Source organism: Acetobacteraceae bacterium (genome assembly GCA_004843165.1).
Taxonomy (GTDB): Bacteria; Pseudomonadota; Alphaproteobacteria; order Acetobacterales; family Acetobacteraceae.
In genome coordinates this window covers 1,427,501-1,450,000 of record CP039459.1, presented here as the reverse complement: position 1 = coordinate 1,450,000, position 22,500 = coordinate 1,427,501, and the positions used below count along the sequence as shown (strand labels likewise).

General features: G+C 43.5%; 25 protein-coding genes, 1 tRNA gene, 2 rRNA genes and 1 pseudogene (2 of these 29 only partly in view). 8 read left to right on the top strand and 21 right to left on the bottom strand.

Annotated elements, in window-relative coordinates; translation table 11 throughout:
- The 3 genes in view from FAI41_07060 to FAI41_07050 are tightly spaced (at most 27 nt apart) and all read right to left on the bottom strand, a layout consistent with a single transcriptional unit that may run on beyond the window.
- Positions 1-348, bottom strand: partial view of a hypothetical protein gene (locus tag FAI41_07060; protein QCE33364.1) — the 5' portion only. The gene continues 174 nt to the left of window position 1, outside the view; 348 of the gene's 522 nt are visible here — the first part of the coding sequence; it begins with the start codon at positions 346-348; its stop codon lies off the left edge, out of view.
- A 5-nt stretch (positions 349-353) separates the two neighbouring features.
- The gene (locus tag FAI41_07055; GenBank protein QCE33363.1) at positions 354-860 is read right to left on the bottom strand and encodes a DUF192 domain-containing protein; all 507 of its coding nucleotides are present in this window, start codon (positions 858-860) and stop codon (positions 354-356) included.
- 27 nt (positions 861-887) lie between these two features.
- Positions 888-1,511, bottom strand: coding sequence for an MBL fold metallo-hydrolase (locus FAI41_07050; protein QCE33816.1), 624 nt, complete (start codon positions 1,509-1,511; stop codon positions 888-890).
- 417 nt (positions 1,512-1,928) lie between these two features.
- Between FAI41_07050 and FAI41_07045 the strand changes: the two genes are divergently transcribed.
- Positions 1,929-2,462 carry a CHAP domain-containing protein gene (locus FAI41_07045; GenBank protein ID QCE33815.1) on the top strand — a complete coding sequence of 178 codons (534 nt, stop codon included), beginning with the start codon at positions 1,929-1,931 and terminating at the stop codon, positions 2,460-2,462.
- Between the two features lie 14 nt (positions 2,463-2,476).
- Here FAI41_07045 and FAI41_07040 read toward each other — a convergent pair whose 3' ends face one another.
- The 9 genes from FAI41_07040 to rfaD form a co-directional block, all read right to left on the bottom strand.
- Entirely contained in the window at positions 2,477-2,935 is a 459-nt protein-coding gene (locus tag FAI41_07040; protein QCE33814.1) for a 23S rRNA (pseudouridine(1915)-N(3))-methyltransferase RlmH, read from the bottom strand.
- Positions 2,936-2,943: 8 nt separating this feature from the next.
- Positions 2,944-3,321, bottom strand: a complete 378-nt coding sequence (rsfS, locus tag FAI41_07035; protein ID QCE33362.1) for a ribosome silencing factor — start codon at positions 3,319-3,321, stop codon at positions 2,944-2,946.
- A 67-nt stretch (positions 3,322-3,388) separates the two neighbouring features.
- Positions 3,389-3,958 carry a nicotinate (nicotinamide) nucleotide adenylyltransferase gene (gene nadD, locus FAI41_07030; protein QCE33361.1) on the bottom strand — a complete coding sequence of 190 codons (570 nt, stop codon included), beginning with the start codon at positions 3,956-3,958 and terminating at the stop codon, positions 3,389-3,391.
- Between the two features lie 35 nt (positions 3,959-3,993).
- The gene (gene ychF, locus FAI41_07025; GenBank protein QCE33360.1) at positions 3,994-5,100 is read right to left on the bottom strand and encodes a redox-regulated ATPase YchF; all 1,107 of its coding nucleotides are present in this window, start codon (positions 5,098-5,100) and stop codon (positions 3,994-3,996) included.
- A gap of 31 nt (positions 5,101-5,131) precedes the next feature.
- Positions 5,132-5,902, bottom strand: coding sequence for an aminoacyl-tRNA hydrolase (locus tag FAI41_07020; protein ID QCE33359.1), 771 nt, complete (start codon positions 5,900-5,902; stop codon positions 5,132-5,134).
- Positions 5,903-5,906: 4 nt separating this feature from the next.
- The gene (locus tag FAI41_07015) at positions 5,907-6,530 is read right to left on the bottom strand and encodes a 50S ribosomal protein L25/general stress protein Ctc (GenBank protein QCE33358.1); all 624 of its coding nucleotides are present in this window, start codon (positions 6,528-6,530) and stop codon (positions 5,907-5,909) included.
- Positions 6,531-6,727: 197 nt separating this feature from the next.
- The gene (locus tag FAI41_07010; GenBank protein QCE33357.1) at positions 6,728-7,504 is read right to left on the bottom strand and encodes a laccase domain-containing protein; all 777 of its coding nucleotides are present in this window, start codon (positions 7,502-7,504) and stop codon (positions 6,728-6,730) included.
- A gap of 5 nt (positions 7,505-7,509) precedes the next feature.
- Positions 7,510-8,451 (bottom strand): prolipoprotein diacylglyceryl transferase, encoded by a 942-nt coding sequence (locus FAI41_07005; GenBank protein ID QCE33356.1) that lies wholly within the window; start codon positions 8,449-8,451, stop codon positions 7,510-7,512.
- A gap of 59 nt (positions 8,452-8,510) precedes the next feature.
- Positions 8,511-9,497 (bottom strand): ADP-glyceromanno-heptose 6-epimerase, encoded by a 987-nt coding sequence (gene rfaD / locus FAI41_07000; protein QCE33813.1) that lies wholly within the window; start codon positions 9,495-9,497, stop codon positions 8,511-8,513.
- 92 nt (positions 9,498-9,589) lie between these two features.
- Between rfaD and FAI41_06995 the strand changes: the two genes are divergently transcribed.
- The 5 genes and pseudogenes from FAI41_06995 to FAI41_06975 all read left to right on the top strand — a co-directional run bounded on the left by FAI41_06995 (position 9,590) and on the right by FAI41_06975 (position 12,598).
- Positions 9,590-9,898 carry an accessory factor UbiK family protein gene (locus FAI41_06995; GenBank protein ID QCE33355.1) on the top strand — a complete coding sequence of 103 codons (309 nt, stop codon included), beginning with the start codon at positions 9,590-9,592 and terminating at the stop codon, positions 9,896-9,898.
- A 42-nt stretch (positions 9,899-9,940) separates the two neighbouring features.
- Positions 9,941-10,804 (top strand): pyrroline-5-carboxylate reductase, encoded by an 864-nt coding sequence (gene proC / locus FAI41_06990; GenBank protein ID QCE33354.1) that lies wholly within the window; start codon positions 9,941-9,943, stop codon positions 10,802-10,804.
- Between the two features lie 38 nt (positions 10,805-10,842).
- The gene (locus FAI41_06985) at positions 10,843-11,565 is read left to right on the top strand and encodes a helix-turn-helix transcriptional regulator (protein ID QCE33353.1); all 723 of its coding nucleotides are present in this window, start codon (positions 10,843-10,845) and stop codon (positions 11,563-11,565) included.
- Between the two features lie 153 nt (positions 11,566-11,718).
- Positions 11,719-11,793, top strand: a tRNA-Gln gene (locus FAI41_06980).
- 364 nt (positions 11,794-12,157) lie between these two features.
- A pseudogene (locus FAI41_06975) lies at positions 12,158-12,598 on the top strand (hypothetical protein).
- Positions 12,599-12,749: 151 nt separating this feature from the next.
- Here FAI41_06975 and FAI41_06970 read toward each other — a convergent pair.
- Positions 12,750-13,004: a hypothetical protein gene (locus FAI41_06970; GenBank protein ID QCE33352.1), complete on the bottom strand. Its 255-nt coding sequence runs from the start codon at positions 13,002-13,004 to the stop codon at positions 12,750-12,752.
- A gap of 111 nt (positions 13,005-13,115) precedes the next feature.
- A complete protein-coding gene (locus FAI41_06965; protein QCE33351.1) occupies positions 13,116-13,772 on the bottom strand; it encodes a LysE family translocator in 657 nt (218 codons plus the stop codon).
- A 241-nt stretch (positions 13,773-14,013) separates the two neighbouring features.
- Between FAI41_06965 and FAI41_06960 the strand changes: the two genes are divergently transcribed.
- Positions 14,014-14,472 (top strand): MucR family transcriptional regulator, encoded by a 459-nt coding sequence (locus FAI41_06960; protein QCE33350.1) that lies wholly within the window; start codon positions 14,014-14,016, stop codon positions 14,470-14,472.
- A 77-nt stretch (positions 14,473-14,549) separates the two neighbouring features.
- Here FAI41_06960 and FAI41_06955 read toward each other — a convergent pair whose 3' ends face one another.
- From FAI41_06955 to FAI41_06940, 4 genes are read right to left on the bottom strand one after another with little or no spacing between them, the layout of a single operon-like run.
- Entirely contained in the window at positions 14,550-15,071 is a 522-nt protein-coding gene (locus FAI41_06955; GenBank protein QCE33349.1) for a hypothetical protein, read from the bottom strand.
- A gap of 19 nt (positions 15,072-15,090) precedes the next feature.
- Positions 15,091-16,047, bottom strand: coding sequence for a hypothetical protein (locus FAI41_06950; protein QCE33348.1), 957 nt, complete (start codon positions 16,045-16,047; stop codon positions 15,091-15,093).
- A gap of 38 nt (positions 16,048-16,085) precedes the next feature.
- Complete coding sequence (locus FAI41_06945) at positions 16,086-17,246, bottom strand: hypothetical protein (protein ID QCE33347.1); 1,161 nt, start codon at positions 17,244-17,246, stop codon at positions 16,086-16,088.
- Positions 17,243-17,857, bottom strand: coding sequence for a hypothetical protein (locus FAI41_06940; GenBank protein ID QCE33346.1), 615 nt, complete (start codon positions 17,855-17,857; stop codon positions 17,243-17,245). The genes FAI41_06945 and FAI41_06940 overlap by 4 nt, the downstream gene beginning before the upstream one ends.
- 141 nt (positions 17,858-17,998) lie before the next feature.
- Here FAI41_06940 and FAI41_06935 point away from each other — a divergent pair, with 141 nt between their 5' ends.
- Entirely contained in the window at positions 17,999-18,637 is a 639-nt protein-coding gene (locus FAI41_06935; protein QCE33345.1) for a hypothetical protein, read from the top strand.
- Between the two features lie 4 nt (positions 18,638-18,641).
- On the opposite strand, the gene FAI41_06930 is transcribed toward FAI41_06935, so the two are convergent.
- From FAI41_06930 to FAI41_06920, 3 genes are all read right to left on the bottom strand, one after another.
- Positions 18,642-19,322, bottom strand: coding sequence for a hypothetical protein (locus FAI41_06930; protein ID QCE33344.1), 681 nt, complete (start codon positions 19,320-19,322; stop codon positions 18,642-18,644).
- 314 nt (positions 19,323-19,636) lie between these two features.
- Positions 19,637-19,751 (bottom strand): 5S ribosomal RNA (rrf, locus tag FAI41_06925).
- A gap of 96 nt (positions 19,752-19,847) precedes the next feature.
- Positions 19,848-22,500, bottom strand: a 23S ribosomal RNA gene (locus FAI41_06920) (it continues 79 nt past the right edge of the window).

Genomic DNA, 22,500 nt, shown 5'->3' with positions numbered 1-22,500 from the left:
ATCAACAATCCCCAAATGCAACGCATAGCCTCCGAAGAATGTCATTAAAATCCCAAAAATCGGCATTAAAAAGCATCCTGTCAAAATACAAATTTGCGCAATTAACGGTATCTTAGCCAACAGTCTGGAACCACCGATTCCCAGCATCTCTGCACTCTCTTTATTAGGGCGAAACCAAACCACTAATCGCCAAATTGTAAAGAGCAAAACCAAGATACCTAAAGGCTGGTGCCAATGAACAAGGTTAATTTCTGCCGTTGTTCCTTTTAAGAAAATAAGGCTTCCCATGAGATAAATAGCAAGGATTAGGCTTGCAACAATCCAATGCACCACACGATTCATAAACATTTCTTCTAACTTGCCTTTCCGGCTTTTTTCTGAGTTTCTTTATCCAAAGTCACTTCATCACCAACAAAAATTCTATTTTTCTCCGCAGAACCACCTGCCAATTCGAGCGTCCATTTTACAGGCTCTGAAGAACTAATATCTCTTTCACTGTGCGGAACAGTATTTTCCTCAATACCGACAACACGTCCTAAAGGGGACACAAAAATCATATCAAGTGGCACTAATGTATTACGCATCCACATATGTGAAATCTGAGGCGCTTCCCAAACGAACAGCATACCACCATCTTCAGGAACCGTCTCCCTAAACATTTCTCCAGCTTCCTGCTCTTCTGAGGTGACTGCCATTTCAACTTGAAAATGTTGCGCTTTCCCTGTCGGGGAAGTAATGGTCAGTCCTTCTTTTGGCAAGATTGGCTGCGCTGTTCTAGGCGAAGCGCATGCCATTTCTGCAAAAATAAGTCCGGAAACTCCGACAATAGAAAGAACTGTTTGTTTGAAATTAAAGAACATTATGTTTCTCGTCTCCCCATTGGTATTTTATTGAAAAAAAGGATTTTCCGCTTTTTCCGCTTTCACAGAAGTTGGCATACCATGCCCTGGAAAGACATGGGTTTCATCCGGCAGGGTAAAGATTTTTTCACGAATGCTTTTTAATAGCGCCTTGCCATCGCAATAATCAAAATCACTTCGCCCAACCGTACCTCTAAACAGCGTATCCCCTGTAATCAGGCGCTTCCCTATTTTATCATAAAAAACCATATGGCCCGGCGTATGTCCGGGAATATGCCGCACCTCGAAATCATACCCACCGAATTCAATCACATCCCCATCTTTGAGCCAATGATCCGGTATAATATTATCGCCCCCATCAACACCGCAATATTCTCCCTGCCCTGCGATATCCGATAATAAGAAGGCATCTTCTTTTCCCGGACCATATACAACCGGCATTTCCGACTGGTGACGTGTTAATCTAATCAAATCAATCAATCCAGCGGCACCACCAGCATGATCAAAATGTCCATGTGTAAGCAGAATTTTTTCAACAGGGCGACCATCAAGCGCATCTAAAATTTTTGCAATATCTCCCCCCGGATCAATCACCAGCGCCTTCCCTTCTTTCGAAAAAAAGATGCTGCAATTTTGCCGTAACGCTGTCACGGGAAGAATCTGCATCTCCAGGCCATTCTTTCCGAGTTGAGTTGTTTGCGGCATTTTTTTCTCCTGTCTCAATAGGTTCTAAAGATGAATATAAGGGCTTTAAGTGTCAAAAATCAGTCTTTTCTATCACTAAAACAGAACTTTCTTTTTTTTGCCATGCGTTTTAAGAAATTAGGAACAATATTCTATGAATTCTAGGACTGGCATCTGATACCTATGTTTTTACCCTCCCGATTTTTCTTTCGGTTGCTGGCAACGGCCTCTCTCACACTCCTTTCTCTAAATTTATCGGTTGCATCGGCGCAAGAAACAAAAACAGCCTCGAAGAAACCGGTTCCCGCACAGATTAAAACAAAAACAACGACGCATACAGTACCGCATAAAGCGGCATATACAGCCGCCCATCACAGCAATAAAATGTGCAAAGCAACGGCTGCCCCAAAAACAAATCGACAACACACAACCTACCATCACAAAGAAAAAATCTTACAATGTGTAGGCTATGTGCATCTTGCAGCCCCTAACTTTAAGATCCGTGGAGATGCCCATACATGGTGGAAACACGCAGATGAGCAGAATTATGTCAAAGGGCATACACCAGAACCAGGATCCGTTCTCAGCTTTCGCGCAACAAAGAAAATGGTCTACGGGCATGTTGCCATGGTGCGCTCTCAAGAAGATGACCGCACCATCCGCATTGATCACGCCCATTGGGGAATCAACGGTATTGATCACAATATCCGCTGCGTCGATGTTTCTGAAAAAAATGACTGGACTGCCGTCCGTGTTGCCCTTCGCAGCAACGAAAAACTGTTAGGCAGTGTCTATCCAACCAATGGCTTTATTTATCCTTGGACAAAGGAAGAGGTTGAGGCACAGGAAAAACAGATTAAAGAAAAGCCTTTTGGGAATCGTCCAACGGCTCATGTTAAATTCAAACTGCCGAACTAGATATTAAAAGCTTTTTATTCTGGCCGGTCTTCCCGATGATAGGGGTGGCCAGCCAGAATAGATTGCGCCCGAAAAATCTGTTCGATTAACATGACACGCACGAGCATATGCGGCCAGGTCATTTTTCCAAGCGACAAACTAAAATTTGCACGATCCATCATGGCACGATCTAAGCCCTGTGCCCCACCAATGATAAAACGTAGATTTTTGCCTGTTTCCTGCCAAGAGCGCATTTTCTCCGCCAAAGCAGGACTATCGAGATTCTTACCGCCCCAATCCAACACAATAACCAGCTCATCGTCCTTACAACTTTCCAAAAGGGCTGTGTTTTCACGATGTTTCTGCTCTGCGTTGGAAGTACCCCCAACATTGATTTCTTTAATTTCAAGTTTGGGGCGCAAGCGTGTTTGATAGCGTTTAAAAAGGGACTCTTCTGGCGTTCCACGCATTTTTCCAATGGCAGAAAGTGCCATTGACTGACTCATGCGACAGCGACCGTTTCGCCTACTTTTTCAAAAGCAGAACTCCAGATTTTTTCAATGGAATAAAGATCACGTTTTTCTGGAACAAGAAGATGAACAACAATATCGCCGCCATCTAAGACAATCCAGCCACTATCTGTTTCCAAACCTTGAATAGAACTTTCTTCCCCCCATTCTTTGAAAAGGGATTTCAAGTGGTACGCCATCGCAACAAGTTGACGTTGGGAATCACCCCCGGCGATAATCATTCTTTGCGCAAAATCAGATTGTTTTCCGATATCCAATGTCACAATATCGGAGGCCTTATCATCATCCAGGCTTTCCTCAATTTGTGCAATACGATCATTCATACTGATTTTACGGTCGATTTTTGTCATTCCTGACGATGCTCCTCATTACATTATTTTATAAAGAATAAATCATTTAGGACTATATGCCCAATTTTTACTTTTCCAACGCTAATTTTCGAATTTCCGTTGAGGAAAGATCAACCTCTCTCCCATGAAGAAAAACCCAGTCCGGTGCCCCTTTCTCTCCTAATGTTCCCGCCTTGTACTCCGGCCTTTGCCAACGGCGCATCCAAGAGGCGGAAGAGGATTTCAAAGCCTCTTTATTACATCCGGGTCGCGCACAAACTGCAATAGGAATTTTTTGAATTAAGTCCCGTCCACGATACCAATGACACAGATCAGGCAAATTATCTGCCCCAATCAGCCAAGTAAAAGAAATTTTAGGAAAATGCTTCTGAAGATGTTGAACCGTTAAAAAGGTCTTTTTCGTTCCAAAGCGCTGCTCAATATCCGTTGCAATAATTTTACGGCCATCTGCCAATTTTTTAGCAGAGGCCAAACGCTCTGCAAAAGGTGCCATCCCTTTAGATGGTTTAAAGGGATTTTGCGGCGAAACCATAAGCCAAATCTGATCTAAGTTCAGAGATTTTAAAGCACGCCTAGCAAGAGAAATATGGCCAACATGGGCAGGGTTAAAAGATCCCCCAAGAATTCCAACCCGCATTTCTTTTACCTCAGCTCGCCTGCGAACGCTACAGATTACACGTTAAAGCGGAAATGTAGAATATCGCCATCCGCAACGACATATTCTTTCCCTTCAATCCGTGCTTTACCAGCCTCTTTTGCACCTGCCTCCCCATTGCCATCCACATAATCCTGATATGCAATGGCTTCACAGGCAATAAAGCCACGCTCAAAATCATTGTGAATAACAGCGGCAGCCTGTGGGGCTTTTGTGCCTTCCGTAATGGTCCAAGCTCTTGTTTCTTTAGGACCGACTGTAAAATAGGTTTTAAGTCCTAAAAGCTTATATCCTGCTTCAATCACCTGATCGAGACCAGACTGAGAAAGACCTAAATCATTCAAAAATTCGGCACGATCTTCCAACGGAAGTTGACTCACCTCAGCTTCAATCGCTGCGGAAACCACAACAATTCCAGCCCCTTCTTCTGCCGCTTTGGCACGGACTTTTTCAACAAAAGGATTATTTGCTGCCTCATCGCCGGAAATCTCGTCTTCACCAACATTGCAGACATAGAGAACCGGTTTTGTCGTCATCAACTGCAATTGTGCGATTTCTTTCTCTTTACCTTCAATTTTTGCCGCTCTTGCGGGCTTACCATCTCGGAGGGCTTCTAAAAGAGGAGCCGCAAGCTCAAGCTGTTCTTTGGAAACACGATCACCGCCCTTAGCTCTTTTTTCCCAGCCTGTAATGCGTTTTTCCAGGCTTTCTAAATCAGCGAGCATGAGTTCCGTTTCAATAATTTCTGCATCACGCAAAGGATCAACACTGCCCTCAACATGCGTCACATCACCATTTTCGAAGCAACGCAGAACGTGAATAATTGCATCCACCTCACGAATATTGGCCAAGAATTGGTTTCCGAGCCCTTCCCCCTTGGAAGCGCCACGTACCAAACCCGCAATATCGACGAACTCCAAGCTGGTCGGAAGAATTTTTTGAGATTTACCAACTTTGCACAAAATTTCTAAACGAGCATCAGGCACTGCCACACGGCCGACATTTGGCTCAATCGTACAAAAGGGATAATTAGCCGCCTGTGCCCCGACTGTTGCTGTAAGGGCATTAAATAAGGTTGATTTTCCGACATTAGGCAACCCCACAATTCCACAGTTAAACCCCATGTCTTAGTTCTCCTTAAATTTATCGTGTGATTTAGTTTGATGTTTTAGATTTTCGTGCTGTTTTCAAGGCATTTGCCAAAGCATTATCGCTATTCTGTGCCTGATGCTCAAAGATAAATTTTTGTTTCTCAACAATCTTTTTTTCTTTTTCATGGAGCACTTTTGCGTCTCTAATAGCTTTTTCAAGTGCCGCACCCTCTAATTTTTTTTCTTTAACCGGCGCCCCTGCCCAATGCGACGCATGTTCAGCAAGTTTTGTTGCCAGCATATCCGGTTTTCCCTGCGCAATCGCAGAACATTCATCTGAAAGATAATCCAACCATGTCGAAAGATCTTTCCGCTGATCCTCTGGGAAATTTCCCATAACATAAGAAACAACAAGGGCACGGTCGCCCGGGTGTCCAACCCCTAAACGGATACGCCAATAATCAGGCTTTCCGGAAAGATCACGAATGGAACGAAGGCCATTATGCCCTGCGATCCCCCCACCTTTTTTAACCCGACACTTTCCCCACGGCAAATCCATTTCATCATGGAAGACAAAAATATCCTCGTGGGACAATTTATAAAATTGCATCGCTGGCACCACAGAGCGGCCAGAGAGATTCATAAAGGTAAGAGGTTTTAGAAGCAAAATAGACTCGCCGTCAATTTTCCCTTCTGCAACCTCTCCATTAAAACGGGCACGCCATGGCGAAAAGCCATGACGTTCCGCAATGCGATCTAGAGCCATAAAGCCGATATTATGCCGATGAAGGCGATAATTGCTTCCAGGATTTCCAAGACCTACCCAAAGTTGCATTTGATTAGCCTTCAGCAGCTTCAGCAGCAGGGGCTTCTTCAGTTTCTTCTTCAGACTCTTCGCTACTTGGTGCTGAGATGCTGAGAATCACAAGATCTTCAATATCATCGACGGGTTTAACGCCTTCAATGCCTTTGAGATCTTCCCAACGAAGATTGTCACCAATTTCAAGTGCTTCAACATCTGCTGTGAAGTGCTCTGGAATATGTTCCACATCAACTTCGACTTCAACAAAGTGACGGATAACGTTGACAACGCCACCAAGTTTCACACCGGCGCATGTCTCTTCGTTTTCGATAACGACCGCAACCTGGACGTGAACTTTCTGACCTGGGCGCATACGTTGCAGATCAATATGCAAAGGCGCATCTGTCACTGGGTGAAACTGAATTTCACGCATCAACACAGGCTGACGGGCACCGCCAAGATGCACTTCATACAGACGAGACTGCCAACCACCACGGTGAAGCTCTTTATCAATGATACGAGGATCAATTTCAAATAAAGCGGGTTCTTTGCCACCGCCATAAATGACACCAGGGACTTTTCCTGCACGTCTCACAGCGCGGGCTGCCCCCTTACCTGCTTTCTCACGCTTGGAAACTTCAAGTTTCTGCATTTCTGCCACGTTATATACTCCGTCATTTTATTATGGTGCTTATTTTTATAAGACACATAATGGAATCAAAAAATTATCAATAAAAAAGGCCGAACCTCCAGGGGTGTCCGTACCTTACAGATTTATACTGCCTTGATAAGATAACATGCCTTACGGGAAAAATGATTCTTTTTCAATCTTTTCCAAATAGGACAGTTCCTTATAGCCTATGCTTTGATAAAGGAAAACTGCCGGCCTGCAACAGAAATTTCCCCTTCTCCCTTGAGACTTGCACGGCGATAGCTCCAAAAATGCGAATCCGAGCAAGTATCAAAACCTGAAACGGAAATTTTACCAATTTTGTTTTTGGCTAAACGGTGAAAACAATAACCTGGCAAGTCAAAATGATATTTTCCCTTTTGAGCACTTTGAAAGATCCAAGGCGAAGCATCTGGATCTTGTGCGTAAATTTTCTCGACCATATCGTCTGAAATCTCATAAGAGGAGGAGGTAATACAGGGGCCAATCGCCGCAAGAATTTCCTGAGCCCCAAGCGCCTTCATGGCCTCGATACCTGCCTCAATCACGCCACTCACAGCACCTAACCAACCGGCATGAAGTGCTGCAACAATATTTTTCCCTTTTGCCGTTTGGCTGCTTAAGAGCAAAGGCGCACAATCGGCCGTCACAATGGCAGGAATAATATCCTTACAATCTGTTACAACCCCGTCTCCCTCTTCGGAAAAAGGCTCTATTAAAGCATCACCATCTCGAATTATTTTCACTTTCGTGCCGTGAACCTGTTTCATTGCCTGAACGGGAAGACCCTCTATCTGCCAGACCCGCCGCTGCCCCTCCCTGACAAAATAAGCCGGCGATGATAACGGATATTGTTCAAAAAGGCTTTCTGTAACGACTTCCAAAGGTGGAAGCCCCGCCTTTATTGTTCCAAATCCGTGGGTTTGCGGCAATAAGTCTGATGTCACAAAAGCTGGGAAACGCATAAATCCTACCTATCAAATGAAGCTTCTTTTTCGATAGAAACATTTTTTTTTCTTAATTCCGCCCAATTTTCAGGAAGCGGCGAAAGACTATCGCCATCAAAAGGCGGATGACGCAAGGCATTTACAATCATATAGATCCCAAACAGAGCCATTGGCACAGACAGCACCTGCCCCATTGTCACACCACCTGCCAAAAAGCCGATATTCCAATCCGGTTCACGGAAAAGTTCACAGAACATTCTTGCCAACGCATAGCATGTCAAAAACAAACCTGCGGTAAATCCCGGACGAGAGCGAAAATAAGGTCTTGAAATCGAGAAGAGAAGGATTGAAAACAGTAAGAGGCCTTCTGTAAGCGCTTCATAAATTTCAGACGGATGGCGCGGTAGGGAATCAACATGCGGATAAATCATTGCCCATGGCAGTCCCTGCATCTCTACGGGGCGTCCCCATAACTCGCCATTAATAAAATTTGCACAGCGCCCTAATCCTAAGCCGATAGGAATCAGCGTCACGACACGATCTGCCAAAGCCAAGAAACTAAGCTTTTCACGGTACGTAAACCATGTCAGTGCCAAAACGACACCAAGGCAGCCGCCATGGAAAGACATACCGCCACTCCAAACGACCAAAATTTCTAAAGGGTGACTGAGATAAAAAAGAGGCTGATAACATAAAACATATCCAAGACGCCCTCCTAAAATAACGCCTAAAATGGCGTAAAAAAGGAAATCATCTACCTGTTTTCTAGTCGCAGCGACCGGACGTAAAGCGCATAATTTTTGCGCAATAGGCATCGCCAGCATAAAGGCGGCCATGTAAGCCAAACCATACCAACGAACGGCAAACCAAAGAAGGGTCACAGAAAGCGGATGCATCCCCAGCATCGGAACCGGGACATGGAAAGCAACAGGGTCAAACTCTGGAAAAATTAAGGGTGATGACATGCTTTAAAAATAAATCCCTGAAATAAATGAGCCAAAAAATATTTTAAAATGGAATGAGGTTACAGATTTTTCTCTTCTGTCAGCAGGTATCCCTGTACATATTCTTTAATGCCCTGCTCCAGAGAAGTGAACTCAAAAGAATAACCTTGCTGGCGTAAAAGCCTTAAATCGGCCTGTGTAAAATTCTGGTACTGATTTTTAAGCTGCGCTGGCACCTCAATAAATTCAATATCTTCTGGGACACCAAATTCTCTACAAAGACATTGAGCCATTTCTAAAAAGGAACGCGCCTTCCCTGTTCCCGCATTAAATAAACCACTCTTGGTAGGATGCTGAAAAAACCACAGCAAGAGCTGCACAATATCTCCGACCCAGACAAAATCCCTTAATTGACCGCCATCTGGAATGCCAACACCTGTTGATTTAAAGAGGCGGGGCCTTTTTCCTAATCGAATAGTTTTTGCAATCTGACAAGCAACCGACTGCATTGCACCTTTATGATATTCATTCGGCCCATAAACATTAAAAAATTTCAGCCCAACCCATTGCGGCGGCACGGGTCTTTTTTCAGCCAGCTCCCGTGCAATCCAAAGGTCGAAAGATTGCTTTGTCCAGCCATAAAGATTTAGAGGACGTAAATGTTCAATCTTATCCATTCCATCAACAAAATCCTCTGGCACAGCAGCTCCACCATAAGTTGCGGCCGAAGAAGCGTAGAGAAAAGGAATATTGCCCTGCGCACAAAAGCGCCATAATTTTTGAGAAAACGAAACATTATTATGCCATGCCAAATCGCCATCTCTCACTGTAGTGGCACTAATGGCACCCAAATGAAAAATACCCTGCACGGTACCGTTTGGAAGGCCGTTTAGAAAATCCATGGCCTGATCGGGATCAATGATTTGATCAGGCGGATGGGATTGAAGGTTTTTCCACTTTCCCCCATCCCGTAATCTATCTATGACAATTGTTCGAAATCCCCTTGCCGCCAAAGCAGCTTGAAGACAGGAGCCGATAAATCCGGCACCACCAGTGACGATAAGCATAGACACTGTTATACTCATGTTTTCATATCTCTGCCTAGTCTGGCGTCCTTATCTTCAGCCCTTTGTAAATATTTCTAAAGGGTCTTTTTACAGTGCGAAATGGATATAAAACGACAATGAAATCCCGTATTTTAAACGATCTGGCTGGTGTTGCCGGTGCCGCTTATTCTGTTGCCAACGGTGTTCGAGAAGAAGTCAAAACAATTGCCAAAAATCAAGTAAGCGAGCTCAGCGCTCGCCTGGATCTTGTGCCTCGCTCTGAACTGGATTCAGTCGAAATTTTAGCCCTTCGTACCAAAGAAGAATCTGAAAATTTGAAAGCACAATTAACAGCCACGCAAAATCTTGTAAGAGAGCTTCAGGAACGTATTAGAATCCTTGAAGCAATCATTACCGAGTAATATTAATCCGCCATATAATTAAAAGACAAAAACAGGTTTTCAATGACATCTTCCACGCCCCTCAACGATAAAAATCTAAACACACCCCAGCGCCCACTTATCCTTATGGTCGGCTGTGGACGGATGGGTAGTGCGATGCTGGACGGGTGGATAAAAGCAAATCTCCCTTTTGATTTTGCCATTTTAAAACGCACGGCGCCCAAAGATCTTCCAACGAATATCCAACTATTTTTAAATCCTAAAGCGCTTCACAAGCTCCCAAAAGTGCCGGATATGATCGTTTTGACAGTCAAACCCAATATGGCAAAACAGGTTTTGGCAGATATTTCCGAAGTTCTAACACCAGAAAAACTTTCGAAATCTTGTATTCTTTCGGTCCTCGCAGGCATCACAACCAAACAACTCTCAACTTTTGCCCATGGAACACCTGCAATTGTCGCCATGCCAAATATTGCAGCGCAGCTTCAAGTTTCTGCCAGTAGCCTTTTCATTCCAACAACAATTTCAGCAGCGCATAAAGCACTTGCCATTCAACTTGTCGAGGGTTTCGGCAGCGCTGTCCTTTTACAAAAAGAAGAGGAAATTAAACCTGCTATCGGACTTGCCGGCTCTGGTTCCGCTTATGTCTTCCTTCTTGCAGAACTTCTTGAAAAAGCGGGCATTGCAAATGGACTAGGAAAAAAAGAAGCAGAACAACTCTCCAGAGACATGATTTATGGGGCAGGTATTTTACTCAAAAAGAGTTCTGCAACAGCTACTGCTCTGCGTGAACAAGTTACCAGCCCCAATGGGACAACGGCGGCGGCACTTAATGTGCTTATGGCGCAGGAAAATTGGCCGAATGCCATTGAAAAAGCCGTCAAAGCAGCAATTAAGCGCGCCCAAGAACTCTCTGATGAGGGCTAATCTCCTGAGTCTACAGCCCCTGATGGCAAGGAACGAATATGACAAATATCGAAACAGAATTTGAAGATTTTGAAAGCCATAAAGAAAATTGGGACGATTTTGATATTTCTCAAGACTCTGCATCTATTTCAAATGAATTTTCTGACTTTAACGAGAATGCCTTAAAACAGCACCTGCATAGCCAAGAAGCTTACCAAGAGTTTTCTTTGGCTTTCCTAGAGGCTTCCATGGCGCTGGCGGCGGAAAAAGGTTGGCACGGTTTCACCCTCAATGACGTGGCCCAAGAAGCGAATATTCCGCTCTCTTGGGTACGGGAACATATTCCGACAAAAACGGTACTCTCCAAAAGGCTGAATCGTCACATTGACAGCTTTACCTTTCGTGAAAGTGACACGCTTAGTAGCCCCTCCCTGAGAGAAAATCTCTTTGATTTAATGATGCGCCGCTGTGATGGCTTACAAGCCTACCGCCAAGGTTTCCTTGCACTTCTATCGGCAATCCCTCTCACCCCCCCATTGGCCGCAAGCTTTGCTGCCGGCAATGTCGAATCCATTACTTGGATCGCCGATGTCGCAGGTCTTAACCGTAGCGGTGTGAAAGGTTTTATCCGCCTGCAGGCACTCGGTATTCTTTGGGCCAAGATTTTGCGTATCTGGGCAAAAGATCAGAGCGAAGAGCTCGAAGAGACAATGACGGCACTCAATGACGGCTTAAATAAATTAGAAGCATATAATCTGCTCAAACCTGTTATAGCGCTCTAAAACAAAAAAAATAAAAAAAATTCTCTCTCCCCCTTTACGAGAACCATGAGAACACTGTAAAAGATGCTCATATCTTCTCTCTGAGAGAGAATAATGTTCATACCCTATCTTTTATCGGTGAACTTTTCATCGTTGAACGATAAAGTAGGATAGTGGGGTGTAGCCAAGCGGTAAGGCAGCGGATTTTGATTCCGCCATGCGGAGGTTCGAATCCTCCCACCCCAGCCATTTTCATACATAAATAATTTTCCATATTCTAGAGATCATAGGAAATAGGCATTTATAGACCTTTTCCTATCTCTCTGATGTATATTTTATTTATTCTAAACCCCTCAAAAAATGGGCTTTAGAGGATGATTTTAAAATTTTTATTTTTTAAATAACTTCCTCACGGACTTCTTCTTTAAAATCTATTCCGTCATAATACCCCAATCAGCTTCCCTATTCAGCAAGGAGATTCTTGAATCTGATGCCTAACATTTCGCATTTAAAATCCACCCAACAGCATCATTATGGGGAAAAAAATTGTTTTGAAACACGCCAAGATAAGGCCGATAGCGCCACCCTTATTCCTACTCATGAACTTGACCGTATGCACCGTATTCTAGGGATTGTTTCCCGCCTATCCTTTGGCGTTGCCAGTATCGCCCTTATCCTTTTAGCGTATGTCCTCCTCTTTTATGGCATACGGGATCTCTATCTTTTTTTAATACATCCCAGCCCTCACGATGATATTAAAAATATTATTCTTCGCACCGTCAGCTATGTGGTGGTTGCCATTGCCGTTTTTGACGTCTCTAAATTCTTTATTGAAGATGAAGTTATTAAGGATTCCGATAAATTAAGTGAATGGCAAATTCGCAATAGCCTTAGTAAATTTATTACCACTGTCATTATCGCCGTCTTTGTTGAAGGACTTGTCGGTATTTTTGAAGAAGGTATCGGCGGCGGTATTAAAGTGCTCTACCCCGCAGCTTTACTTGTCGTTGGCTCTTTAATCGTTTTTATCATGGGGGTTTATCAGAAGATGACCCGCAATGTGCTTCTTGCTGAACGAAAAAGACTCAATCTACAACGTTTAAAGATTGCGAAAGATCAGCAGGATAGAATTACACAAAAAGCAGAAAAAAATCTATAATTCTGCAAAAAAAGGGAGAACTAAAAGTTCTCCCTTTTTAAAAATCTTATTTTCGGCGAGAAGCACAAATTTTTCTGCCAATAAATAAAATCAACAATACAATAGCAATAAGTCCAATTTTAGATTTAAGCTTTGCACAGCAGGAACTTTTCGTTTCAAAATCTTCTGAATGAAAATCTTTTAAATTTTCCAATTCCTCTAACAAAATATCCTCTGCAGATTCCTTACCCATTGCACCGGCAACAGCGCTTTCAATGCTATCATGAATATTAACAGCGTTATTTTCTTCTATCTGAGACATATCTATCCTTAAAATGATGGTATTTCTATAATGGCGAAAGAACACGCTCAAAAGCTTTTGACTCTCGTAACGGCGTGATACTCTCACTCTCTCCGCTGAACAGCAAGCTTTTTAGATCGGAGAATGTGCAAAAAAGAGCTTTATGGCAAAATAAAGCAATGCGATACCAGCAATACGATCAATCCAAACAACCCCTTTCCCTTCTTTAATCCACGAAGAGACTAATTGAGAAGCTAAGGCTAAGATCGTAAAGATTGAAAAAGCCACAAGCATTTGAATCAAAGTTAAAATGAATGTGAATAACTTAATATCTGCACCTTGCGGAATAAAGCTTGGGAAAATAACAAGAAACAAAACGCCAATCATTGGATTAAGTAGATTGGTCACGACACCCTGATAATATCCCTGCTTAAAAGAAACCTGCCCTCCTATCTCCTCCCTTTTAAGAGGCTCTGCTGTCGAAAGAATGTCTTCTGATCGACTTAAAAGCAAACGAATGCCTAAATAAGTCAAATATAAAGTCCCACCCCACTTTAGAAGGGTAAAAGCTTCTTTAAAATGGAAAAGAAGCGCACTCAGCCCCAAAATAGTTGCGATCCCCCAAATCAGCTGAGAAGTCACAATACCAAAAATAACACCAAAAGCGGAACTTTTACCATTCCTCGTTGCTGAGCGTAATACCAAAAGCATATCAGGGCCCGGAGCTGCCGCTAAAAAGATGGAAGCAAGGGTATAAGCGAATAAAGAAGAGATAATTGAGGAAGTCATTGGATTCTATCTTACAATCTAAAGAAGACGACAGTTTAGAGAATTTTTTAAGGGATTAAAGTAAAAAAATCTCTAACATTCTGATTAAGGACAACCGAGAGGTATCTCTGCTTCTGCTCTAATAATCTCATTGAATACTATTCTTTTATTTAGATTATTACTTTACTTATTAGAGGATATGCCCTAAAGACTTACACTACCTACTTTAAATTATTGTAAGTCCAAACTTTAATTATCCTTAATGTTCCTGCTTAGAAGGGAAGAAATTGTGAACGCTGAATATACTGATAAAATAAACGCTCATAACGCTTCGAATACTGAATTAAGAGAACTCACCACAGAAATTGTCAGCGCCTACGTGACTGCACATCAAGTTCCTGTCGAAAATCTCTCTCGTCTCATTAGTGAAGTTTACACAGCGCTAGAAGCCAGTGGCCAAGGTGTTTCAACGCCACGCACAAAACTCAATCCTGCTGTTGATCCAAAAAAGTCCGTTTTTCCTGATTATATTATCTGTCTGGAGGATGGCAAAAAATTAAAACTTCTCAGACGCCATCTCAAATCTGTCTATAATATGACACCGGATGAATACCGTGTCCGTTGGTCCCTGCCTGCGAGCTACCCAATGGTTGCGCCTAACTATGCAAAACAACGCTCGCAACTAGCCCAAAAAATCGGTCTTGGCCGCCAGAAAAAATAAAATATTCTGCTTTTTGTACAAACCCTCTTGCGAAAATATTTTCTTTGCAAGAGGGTTTTTATTACGCCATCGAAGATTTAGTGCGCATTTGATAAAAGCGCAGAGGCACCAATCAAATCTTTTTCAAAATGATCTTGCCCATCCTCATAATCTGAACAGCCGTCACTTGCTTTCACTGTGCGAATTTTTCCCTGCTCTACATGCATCTGAACTGTGCACGCTTTCAAATGAAGATGCTCATCCCCTTTATAAGAGATGGTCAGCATATTCTCTTTTTGTTTTGCGGTTGCATGGGAATCTGTTTGATAGCCTAAATTCAGCTTTCCGCTTCTCCCCTTTTCCATAATAGCCCCGAATCCTAAAGAGGGACTCACAATAACGGCAAGCTGATCATCTTTGTTCATTTTGATAAAACAAAGAGCCTGTCCTGGTACATTCGCAGCTTTCCAAAGATCTTCCAAACTTTTATTTGAAAGATCTTGCTGTTGGATTAATGGCTTTGCCTGTGCAAAAACGGATGGTGCACTTAAAAAAGAAAATCCACTCATGAGAGTCACTGAACCAGCAAGCCATATTGCGACATTTTTTTTTCTGCTCATCTCTTCATGCTCCAAAATATTATTTCAAATCCTGTAATGCCTGCAAACCTTTTAAAGGAATACTAAAGGCACATTCTGCCCCATGCCAGTAGGTACAGTTTTTTTCTGTTGCTTGAACAGCTCTGCCATTTTTAAAAGTCAAACCAACCTGACAAGCAAAAGAATCCGTAGCAGATTGCCCCTCTTCGTTCGCTTGATAAAGCGTTAAAGATTCTGTCGTTTGGTTCAGCTTTTTATACCGAAAAACCTGTTTAAGCTCCGGTGTGTCCTGCCCCAATGCCCCTGCACATGTTTCTGTTTCCAAATTCAATTCAAAACGATGATTTTGAGGATTTGTAATTAAAAACCCATTCGCATTTTCCCACAAATGATACCCCTGAGGGCTGAAACCTAAACTTTTCTTAGCTGCCATAATATCTTCAGCAAACAACATTTTAGGCGCTTTTTTAATTTCCTGAGCACGTGCATGCTGAATCGCTAAATTTTGCTTCTCTTGGGCTGCACGGCGCTCTAATAAAATCTTTTCACGTTGTTTCAAGACTTTAGAGCTTGGAGCCGTATGGCTGTCCAAAACTTCTGGTGGCTCATTATCGGAATCATTCCTTAAGTCAGATAAAGCATCCGATAAGCCTTTACTATCACTCTCCGAAATCTTATGGGACTCCTCATGGACAGGGGTACTCATCTGCGCATTTTCTGACTGAGTGCCGTTAGATGTAACCGCTTTTGCTCTCGGTGCAGAAAGATGAGGCTGTGCTGCGTCTTTTGTACCGCTCCACCACTGGCTAATCTCGCTCATGCCCTTACCGATCATACCGGAAATGCCATTCTCTGACGAAATATTCTTTTTTGAAATAACTTTAGCACTTTGAGATTGTGGCATAAAATGATGCTGAACCAGCGCATAAAGACCAGCCCCCATCCCTAAGGTAAAAATAACAAGAACCGCCTTTTGCAGCTTACTTCTTTCACTCATTTTACTTTATTTCCCCATTCGACTTCTTGAAGCTTCATTTATTCGGCCTTACCGTGGCTGAAAGGTAAATCCGGAATATGGGAAAAGCTTCTCACATCTGGTATTTGCTCTTGTGCTTTTTGCGCTGCGGCCAAACTCTTTTCAAAGTTCAAACCATTTTTTTCGCCTGTCTTTTCACTTTGTTCCAAGTAAAAATTAGCGTTGAGATCAACATATTTAAGAACCCGAAAACGCATTGGTACAATATCTTTGCCCGAAGCGCTCTCTTTATAAGCGAGAGGCTCCTCTCCAATTAAAATCGCTGTCGGGCCACTAACTGCTGGCGGTGTTCCCATCCCAAAACGGAAAGGTTCGTTTCCAGGCTCGATCAGACGTGGCGGAGAGTAGTTTTTATATAAGACTCTTCCCCCTTCGACACGCTCAAAATTTGTTTCATTTAAAGCCAGAACCGTAAAAATGCACTTCCCTTTGATGGCAAAAGGATCTTGTGTTTCCAATTCATATTCCGGTACGCCATGACATATTTTAACAAGATCAGCCCCCCAAAATTTTTGCATTTGCACTTGCTCCAATTCTGAGCCCGCATGTCGGTACATTTCTGCCGCTTTATTGGCTGAAACGCCTTTCTCAATAATTTTTGCCTCTTCAATAACCCGTTTAAAATCACTATTTGTCCAGCAATGTCCATTTTGAAGTGCAATCGCCTCTTTTAATGATTTGGCAGAGACGCCAGAAACAGAATCATTGGCTGCTTTGATATAACGAGAAAAAACCTCAATACGCTGTTCTTGCCCAAAAAGCTCTTTTTTATTAATGCCAAGTTTGGTTGTCCATTCAGTAAGCATATAAGGACGATGAAGCCCAATTGCAGCAAACTGCATAATTGTTTGCCAATTATGCACCTCGGCCCTTCCCCATGCGACAGCAGCCATGACACGTGTCGGCGCACGTAGAGGCATGCTGGCATCATCCACAGCGGCATAATCCTCAAAAGTCCAACCAGCATCATGCAAATTTTGATAATCTTCGTAAAGAAGGCCTGTTTCCTTCCAAACTTCAAGATCCGGAGCCGCATATTCAGGCGTTGCTGTCATATATTGCAGTTTAGAATGAACCATTTCGATCGGCCCAACACAACCCGTCAAGAATAATGGCAATGCCAAGGAAATAATTTTAAAACGAATAATCCTGCCTCTCATGTAGCACCCGATTTTCTGATTTCAGAATCAATCAAATTCTTAACGGCTGGTGGTGGCAATATTTTTGCCCCAATCAGCGCTTTTGAAAGAAGATGCCCTTTGGATTCATAATCAACACAGCCAATACTTTCTTTTGCCGTTATGATTTTCCCCTGCTGAATTGTCATTGTTATTTCACATGCCCTCCGCCCTGACTGTATGAGCTGGAACAAGGTTAGCTGGTCTCCTTCATAAGAAATAAGTGGCGGATAACGATGGCCTTCTTTTCCAAAAATCGGCTTCGCATTTTTGTCTTTTCCAAAAATCAAACTGCCAGAAGTAACTTTAGGAAAAACGATTAAAAAAACATTTTTTGGGACTTCGTCCGGCATCACAGTCGGTATGTTCCGTACAAATGTAATTTCTTCCTCACGTTCTCGTGCATTATCCCAAATTTCAGCAAGAGAGTGTGTTTCGACAGGCACGACTGGCATTGCAGATTTAGCCTTTACGAGATCATTCTGAGGAAGCTGATGTAATATCGGAAAAGAGTGAGTGCGGAGAGGTAGCATCAAAAGCACAAGAAAAGCCCCCCAACGAAATACACCTCTTTTCTTAAACATCTGAATCATTTGCAATAAAGCTCCCCAAGATCTTTTGATCTTTTATACGTTAAATCTAAAGAATGTTTTATACTATCCTTTGACGAAAGGTGTAATGACAAAATTTACATAAGGCTTTAGAAAGTAAAAGGGGAGAATAACGCTGTTACAATGGAATATGATAGAAATATGCTCATGCAAAAACGCCTAAAGCATCTTTTGATTACAGCTTCAGCTCTGCTGCTCTCAAGCTGTATGGTGCCAGATCCTACGAAATATCCAGACTTAGACAACAATCCCAAAATTATCTCTACCGATAATATTGCCTATCTAAATGCCTCTATTAACCATCAAGACAGTATCCCCAAACCCATTAAATCCATTCATTCTTTAAGCCCCATCAATCATAACCGACTTGCTGAAATAGGCATTATGATCCCCAAAGATCCCAATAATGTCACACGCTACCTCACGCTACATTTTACAGATCATAGCAGTGATTCAGGAATCCTCGTTGAAGAGCTGCATGGAAGCTATGCTCCAGTTAAAACGATATGGTATTCAGATGCAATGATTGTACATGCCCTTCACTTGCATGATGACCAGCTAGAAAATGCCAAACAAGGTAAAGATTGGGCCGGTCCAGACTTCTACAGTCCAAAAATGAAACATTGTGTCGCCCGTGTAACAGCGCAGGGACTCAGCGAAGAATATCCTTTTCAAGCGTGGAACTATTGCTCAGACCCACAAACAAACAAAGACCTCACCCCTGTACGCAGTCGTTTTAATTGGCTCTGGAATTGGGTTTAAAGCCTCATGAGGCAGGTGGCTCACCGAAAAATTCCATAGCCGCCATCTTCAAGCTCATCCCATGATGCATTTTATCTGCAATCTGTAATGTCGCTTCAAGATTTGTCCATTCCCGTGGATAAGCCTCATTAATCCGCTGCATCATACTTGCTGGCACCCCTTTACGCACAGCATTTCTCAAAGTAACGAGTGCTTCAAGCTCCATAGCAACTTCTTTTGCATTTTGGGCGGCTTCCTCTTCGTCTTCAACCTCCCCTTTCTTTAGAGATTTCATCTTTGCCTTGTCAAAAGCATTTGTTGGAATCCCTAAAGTCTCAATCCAGTTATCAAGTTCTAAAGGGGTTTCAATTTCAGAATGAATGGCCTTACTCATAAAATCCGGCTTATAATCTGCACCAATCCAAAGAGAGATTTGTTTATCTGAAATTTCTTCTAAACGGAGGGCCTGATACTGGCTAAAAGGGAGACCTTTATTTAAAAACATCCGGCATGTCCCATAAGGCGCATTCGCAATCCGCCAGTTTTCATCACGGACACAAGCCGAATTATATTTAAAAACACCATCTGAAACTTTTGCTGTGAAATAAGTTTTTGTCAGACCATTTGCAAAATAGGAATTACAGCTTGTCAAAGAAAGCGTGAAAATAATCAGAGGGAAACGGTAAAGTAAAGCCAGAGTGCGCATAAGAAATCATTTAAAAGCCAAGTAAAAACTTAATCTAACGTCTTTTTATCCATATCAGCAAACATAATTCTCAAAGCCCCATTTTTTCTCATTTTTTTGTAAAAATCTTTTAATCTTCTGAGGCGCAAGAGACAATATAGAAAGGAGATGAAAGATAAGGTTAATTCCCCTTTTCCTATTTCCATGCTCTCCTCTTGAAGAATAAATTGAGTTGGTTATTGTTTTTTTGAGTTTGATTGTTTTTATTGTGCTTGGAAAGCAAAAAGCCCTTAAGGTGAGTACCTTAAGGGCTTTTTTAAATGATGTGACTGAGTAGCGGGGGGCGACCTACTTTTCCGCGTCTTGAGACGAAGTATCATTGGCGCTGAGGGGTTTAACCATCGAGTTCGGGATGGGATCGGGTTTGGGACCCTCGCCATAACCCCCCGCTGCTGCGTCACATCAGGTGAATGGGATAGAAGAGATAAGAGAGATTGAGAAAGTTTTGAATGATGTTTGTATGTTGAATACAAAGCTGGAGAGGTCTGGGGGATTAGTATCCGTAAGCTTCATTCATTGCTGAACTTTCACACCGGACCTATTAACGTTGTGGTCTTCAACGCCCCAAAAAGACCTTATCTTAAGGCTGGTTTCCCGCTTAGATGCTTTCAGCGGTTATCCATTCCGAACTTGGCTACCCAGCCATGCCACTGGCGTGACAACTGGTTCACTAGAGGTTCGTTCATTCCGGTCCTCTCGTACTAGGAACAAATCCTTTCAAGTCTTAACGCCCACGGCAGATAGGGACCGAACTGTCTCACGACGTTCTAAACCCAGCTCACGTACCACTTTAATCGGCGAACAGCCGAACCCTTGGGACCTGCTTCAGCCCCGGGATGTGATGAGCCGACATCGAGGTGCCAAACCTCCCCGTCGATGTGAACTCTTGGGGGAGATCAGCCTGTTATCCCTAGAGTACCTTTTATCCGTTGAGCGATGGCCCTTCCACAAGGAACCACCGGATCACTATGGCCGACTTTCGTCTCTGCTCGAGCTGTCACTCTCACAGTCAGGCAGGCTTATGCCATTGCACTCAAAATCCGATTTCCAACCGGACTGAGCCTACCATCGCGCGCCTCCGTTACATTTTAGGAGGCGACCGCCCCAGTCAAACTGTCCACCATGCAGGGTCCTGGCCCATGCTAAATAGGCTCAGTTAGACAACAGAAACATTCAGGGTGGTATTTCAACAATGACTCCCTTAAAGCTGGCGCCTTAAGTTCATAGTCTCCCACCTATCCTACACAAAATATTTCTGGTGCCACTGCAAAGCTACAGTAAAGGTTCATAGGGTCTTTCCGTCTGACCGCGGGTACCCCGCATCTTCACGGGGAATTCAATTTCGCTGAGTCGATGCTGGAGACAGCGGGGAAGTCGTTACGCCATTCGTGCAGGTCGGAACTTACCCGACAAGGAATTTCGCTACCTTAGGACCGTTATAGTTACGGCCGCCGTTTACCGGGGCTTCAATTCAATGCGCTAACATCTCCTCTTAACCTTCCGGCACCGGGCAGGCGTCAGGCCCTATACGTCATTTCTCAATTTCGCAGAGCCCTGTGTTTTTACTAAACAGTCGCTACCCCCTGGTCTGTGCCACCATAATAAGGTTGCCCTCATTATGGCCTTGCTTCTTCCGAAGTTACGCAAGCATTTTGCCTAGTTCCTTCAGCATCGTTCTCTCAAGCGCCTTGGTATGCTCTACCTGTCCACCTGTGTCGGTTTAGAGTACGGTCTATACGCTAGGGCTATTTCCTGGAACACTCCAAAAGCCTATTCAATCCATTAAGAATAAACAACATATCGTGTCCGTCACCACTAGCAGGCTCAGGAATATTAACCTGATTCCCATCGATTACGGCTTTCGCCCTCACCTTAGGGGCCGGCTCACCCTGCGCGGATTAACCTGGCGCAGGAAACCTTGGACTTTCGGCGAAAGTGTCTCTCACACTTTTTATCGCTACTCATGTCAGCATTCGCACTTCCAATACCTCCAGCTAACCTCACGGTTAACCTTCATCAGCCTATGGAACGCTCCGCTACCACGTACATTCCCATGATAAAGAATGCACATCCGCGTCTTCGGTAGACAACTTTAGCCCCGTTACATTTTCGGCGCAGAAACTCTTAAGTTTAGACCAGTGAGCTATTACGCTTTCTTTAAAGGATGGCTGCTTCTAAGCCAACCTCCTGGCTGTCCTGGAGTTTCCACTTCCTTTCACACTTAGTTGTCATTTGGGGACCTTAGACGGCGGTCAGGGCTGTTTCCCTCTCCACAATGGACCTTAGCACCCACTGTGTGTCTGCTATGCTCTACTCATCGGCATTCGAAGTTTGATTGAGGTTGGTAAGACGGTGAGTCCCCCTAGCTCATTCAGTGCTCTACCTCCAATGGTAATACATAACGCTCTACCTCAATAGATTTCGCGGAGAACCAGCTATCTCCGGGTTTGATTGGCCTTTCACCCCTAGCCACAGCTCATCCCCGTCTTTTTCAACAGACGTGGGTTCGGTCCTCCAGAATATTTTACTATCCCTTCAACCTGGCCATGGCTAGATCACCCGGTTTCGGGTCTTCTATCCGTAACTATGTCGCCCTATTCAGACTCGCTTTCGCTGCGCCTACACCTATCGGCTTAAGCTCGCTACGATCAGAAACTCGCTGACCCATTATACAAAAGGTACGCCGTCACAGCATAAAGCCGCTCCGACTGCTTGTAAGCAACCAGTTTCAGGTCTCTTTCACTCCCCTCATCGGGGTGCTTTTCACCTTTCCCTCACGGTACTTGTTCACTATCGGTCATCAGGTAGTATTTAGGCTTGGAAGGCGGTCCTCCCATATTCAACCAGAATTACACGTGTTCCGGCCTACTCAAATCCTCGTCATAACTTAACATATACAGGGCTTTCACCTTCTACGGCAGACCTTCCCAGATCTTTCTATTTCACTATAACAAGGCATTGGCCTGCTCCACTTTCGCTCGCCACTACTCGCAGAATCTCTTTTGATGTCTTTTCCTCCGGGTACTTAGATGTTTCAGTTCCCCGGGTTCGCCTCACATATCTATGAATTCAATATGTGATCCTCTTATCGAGGGGGTTGCCCCATTCGGATATTTACGGATCAATGTTTGCTCACAAC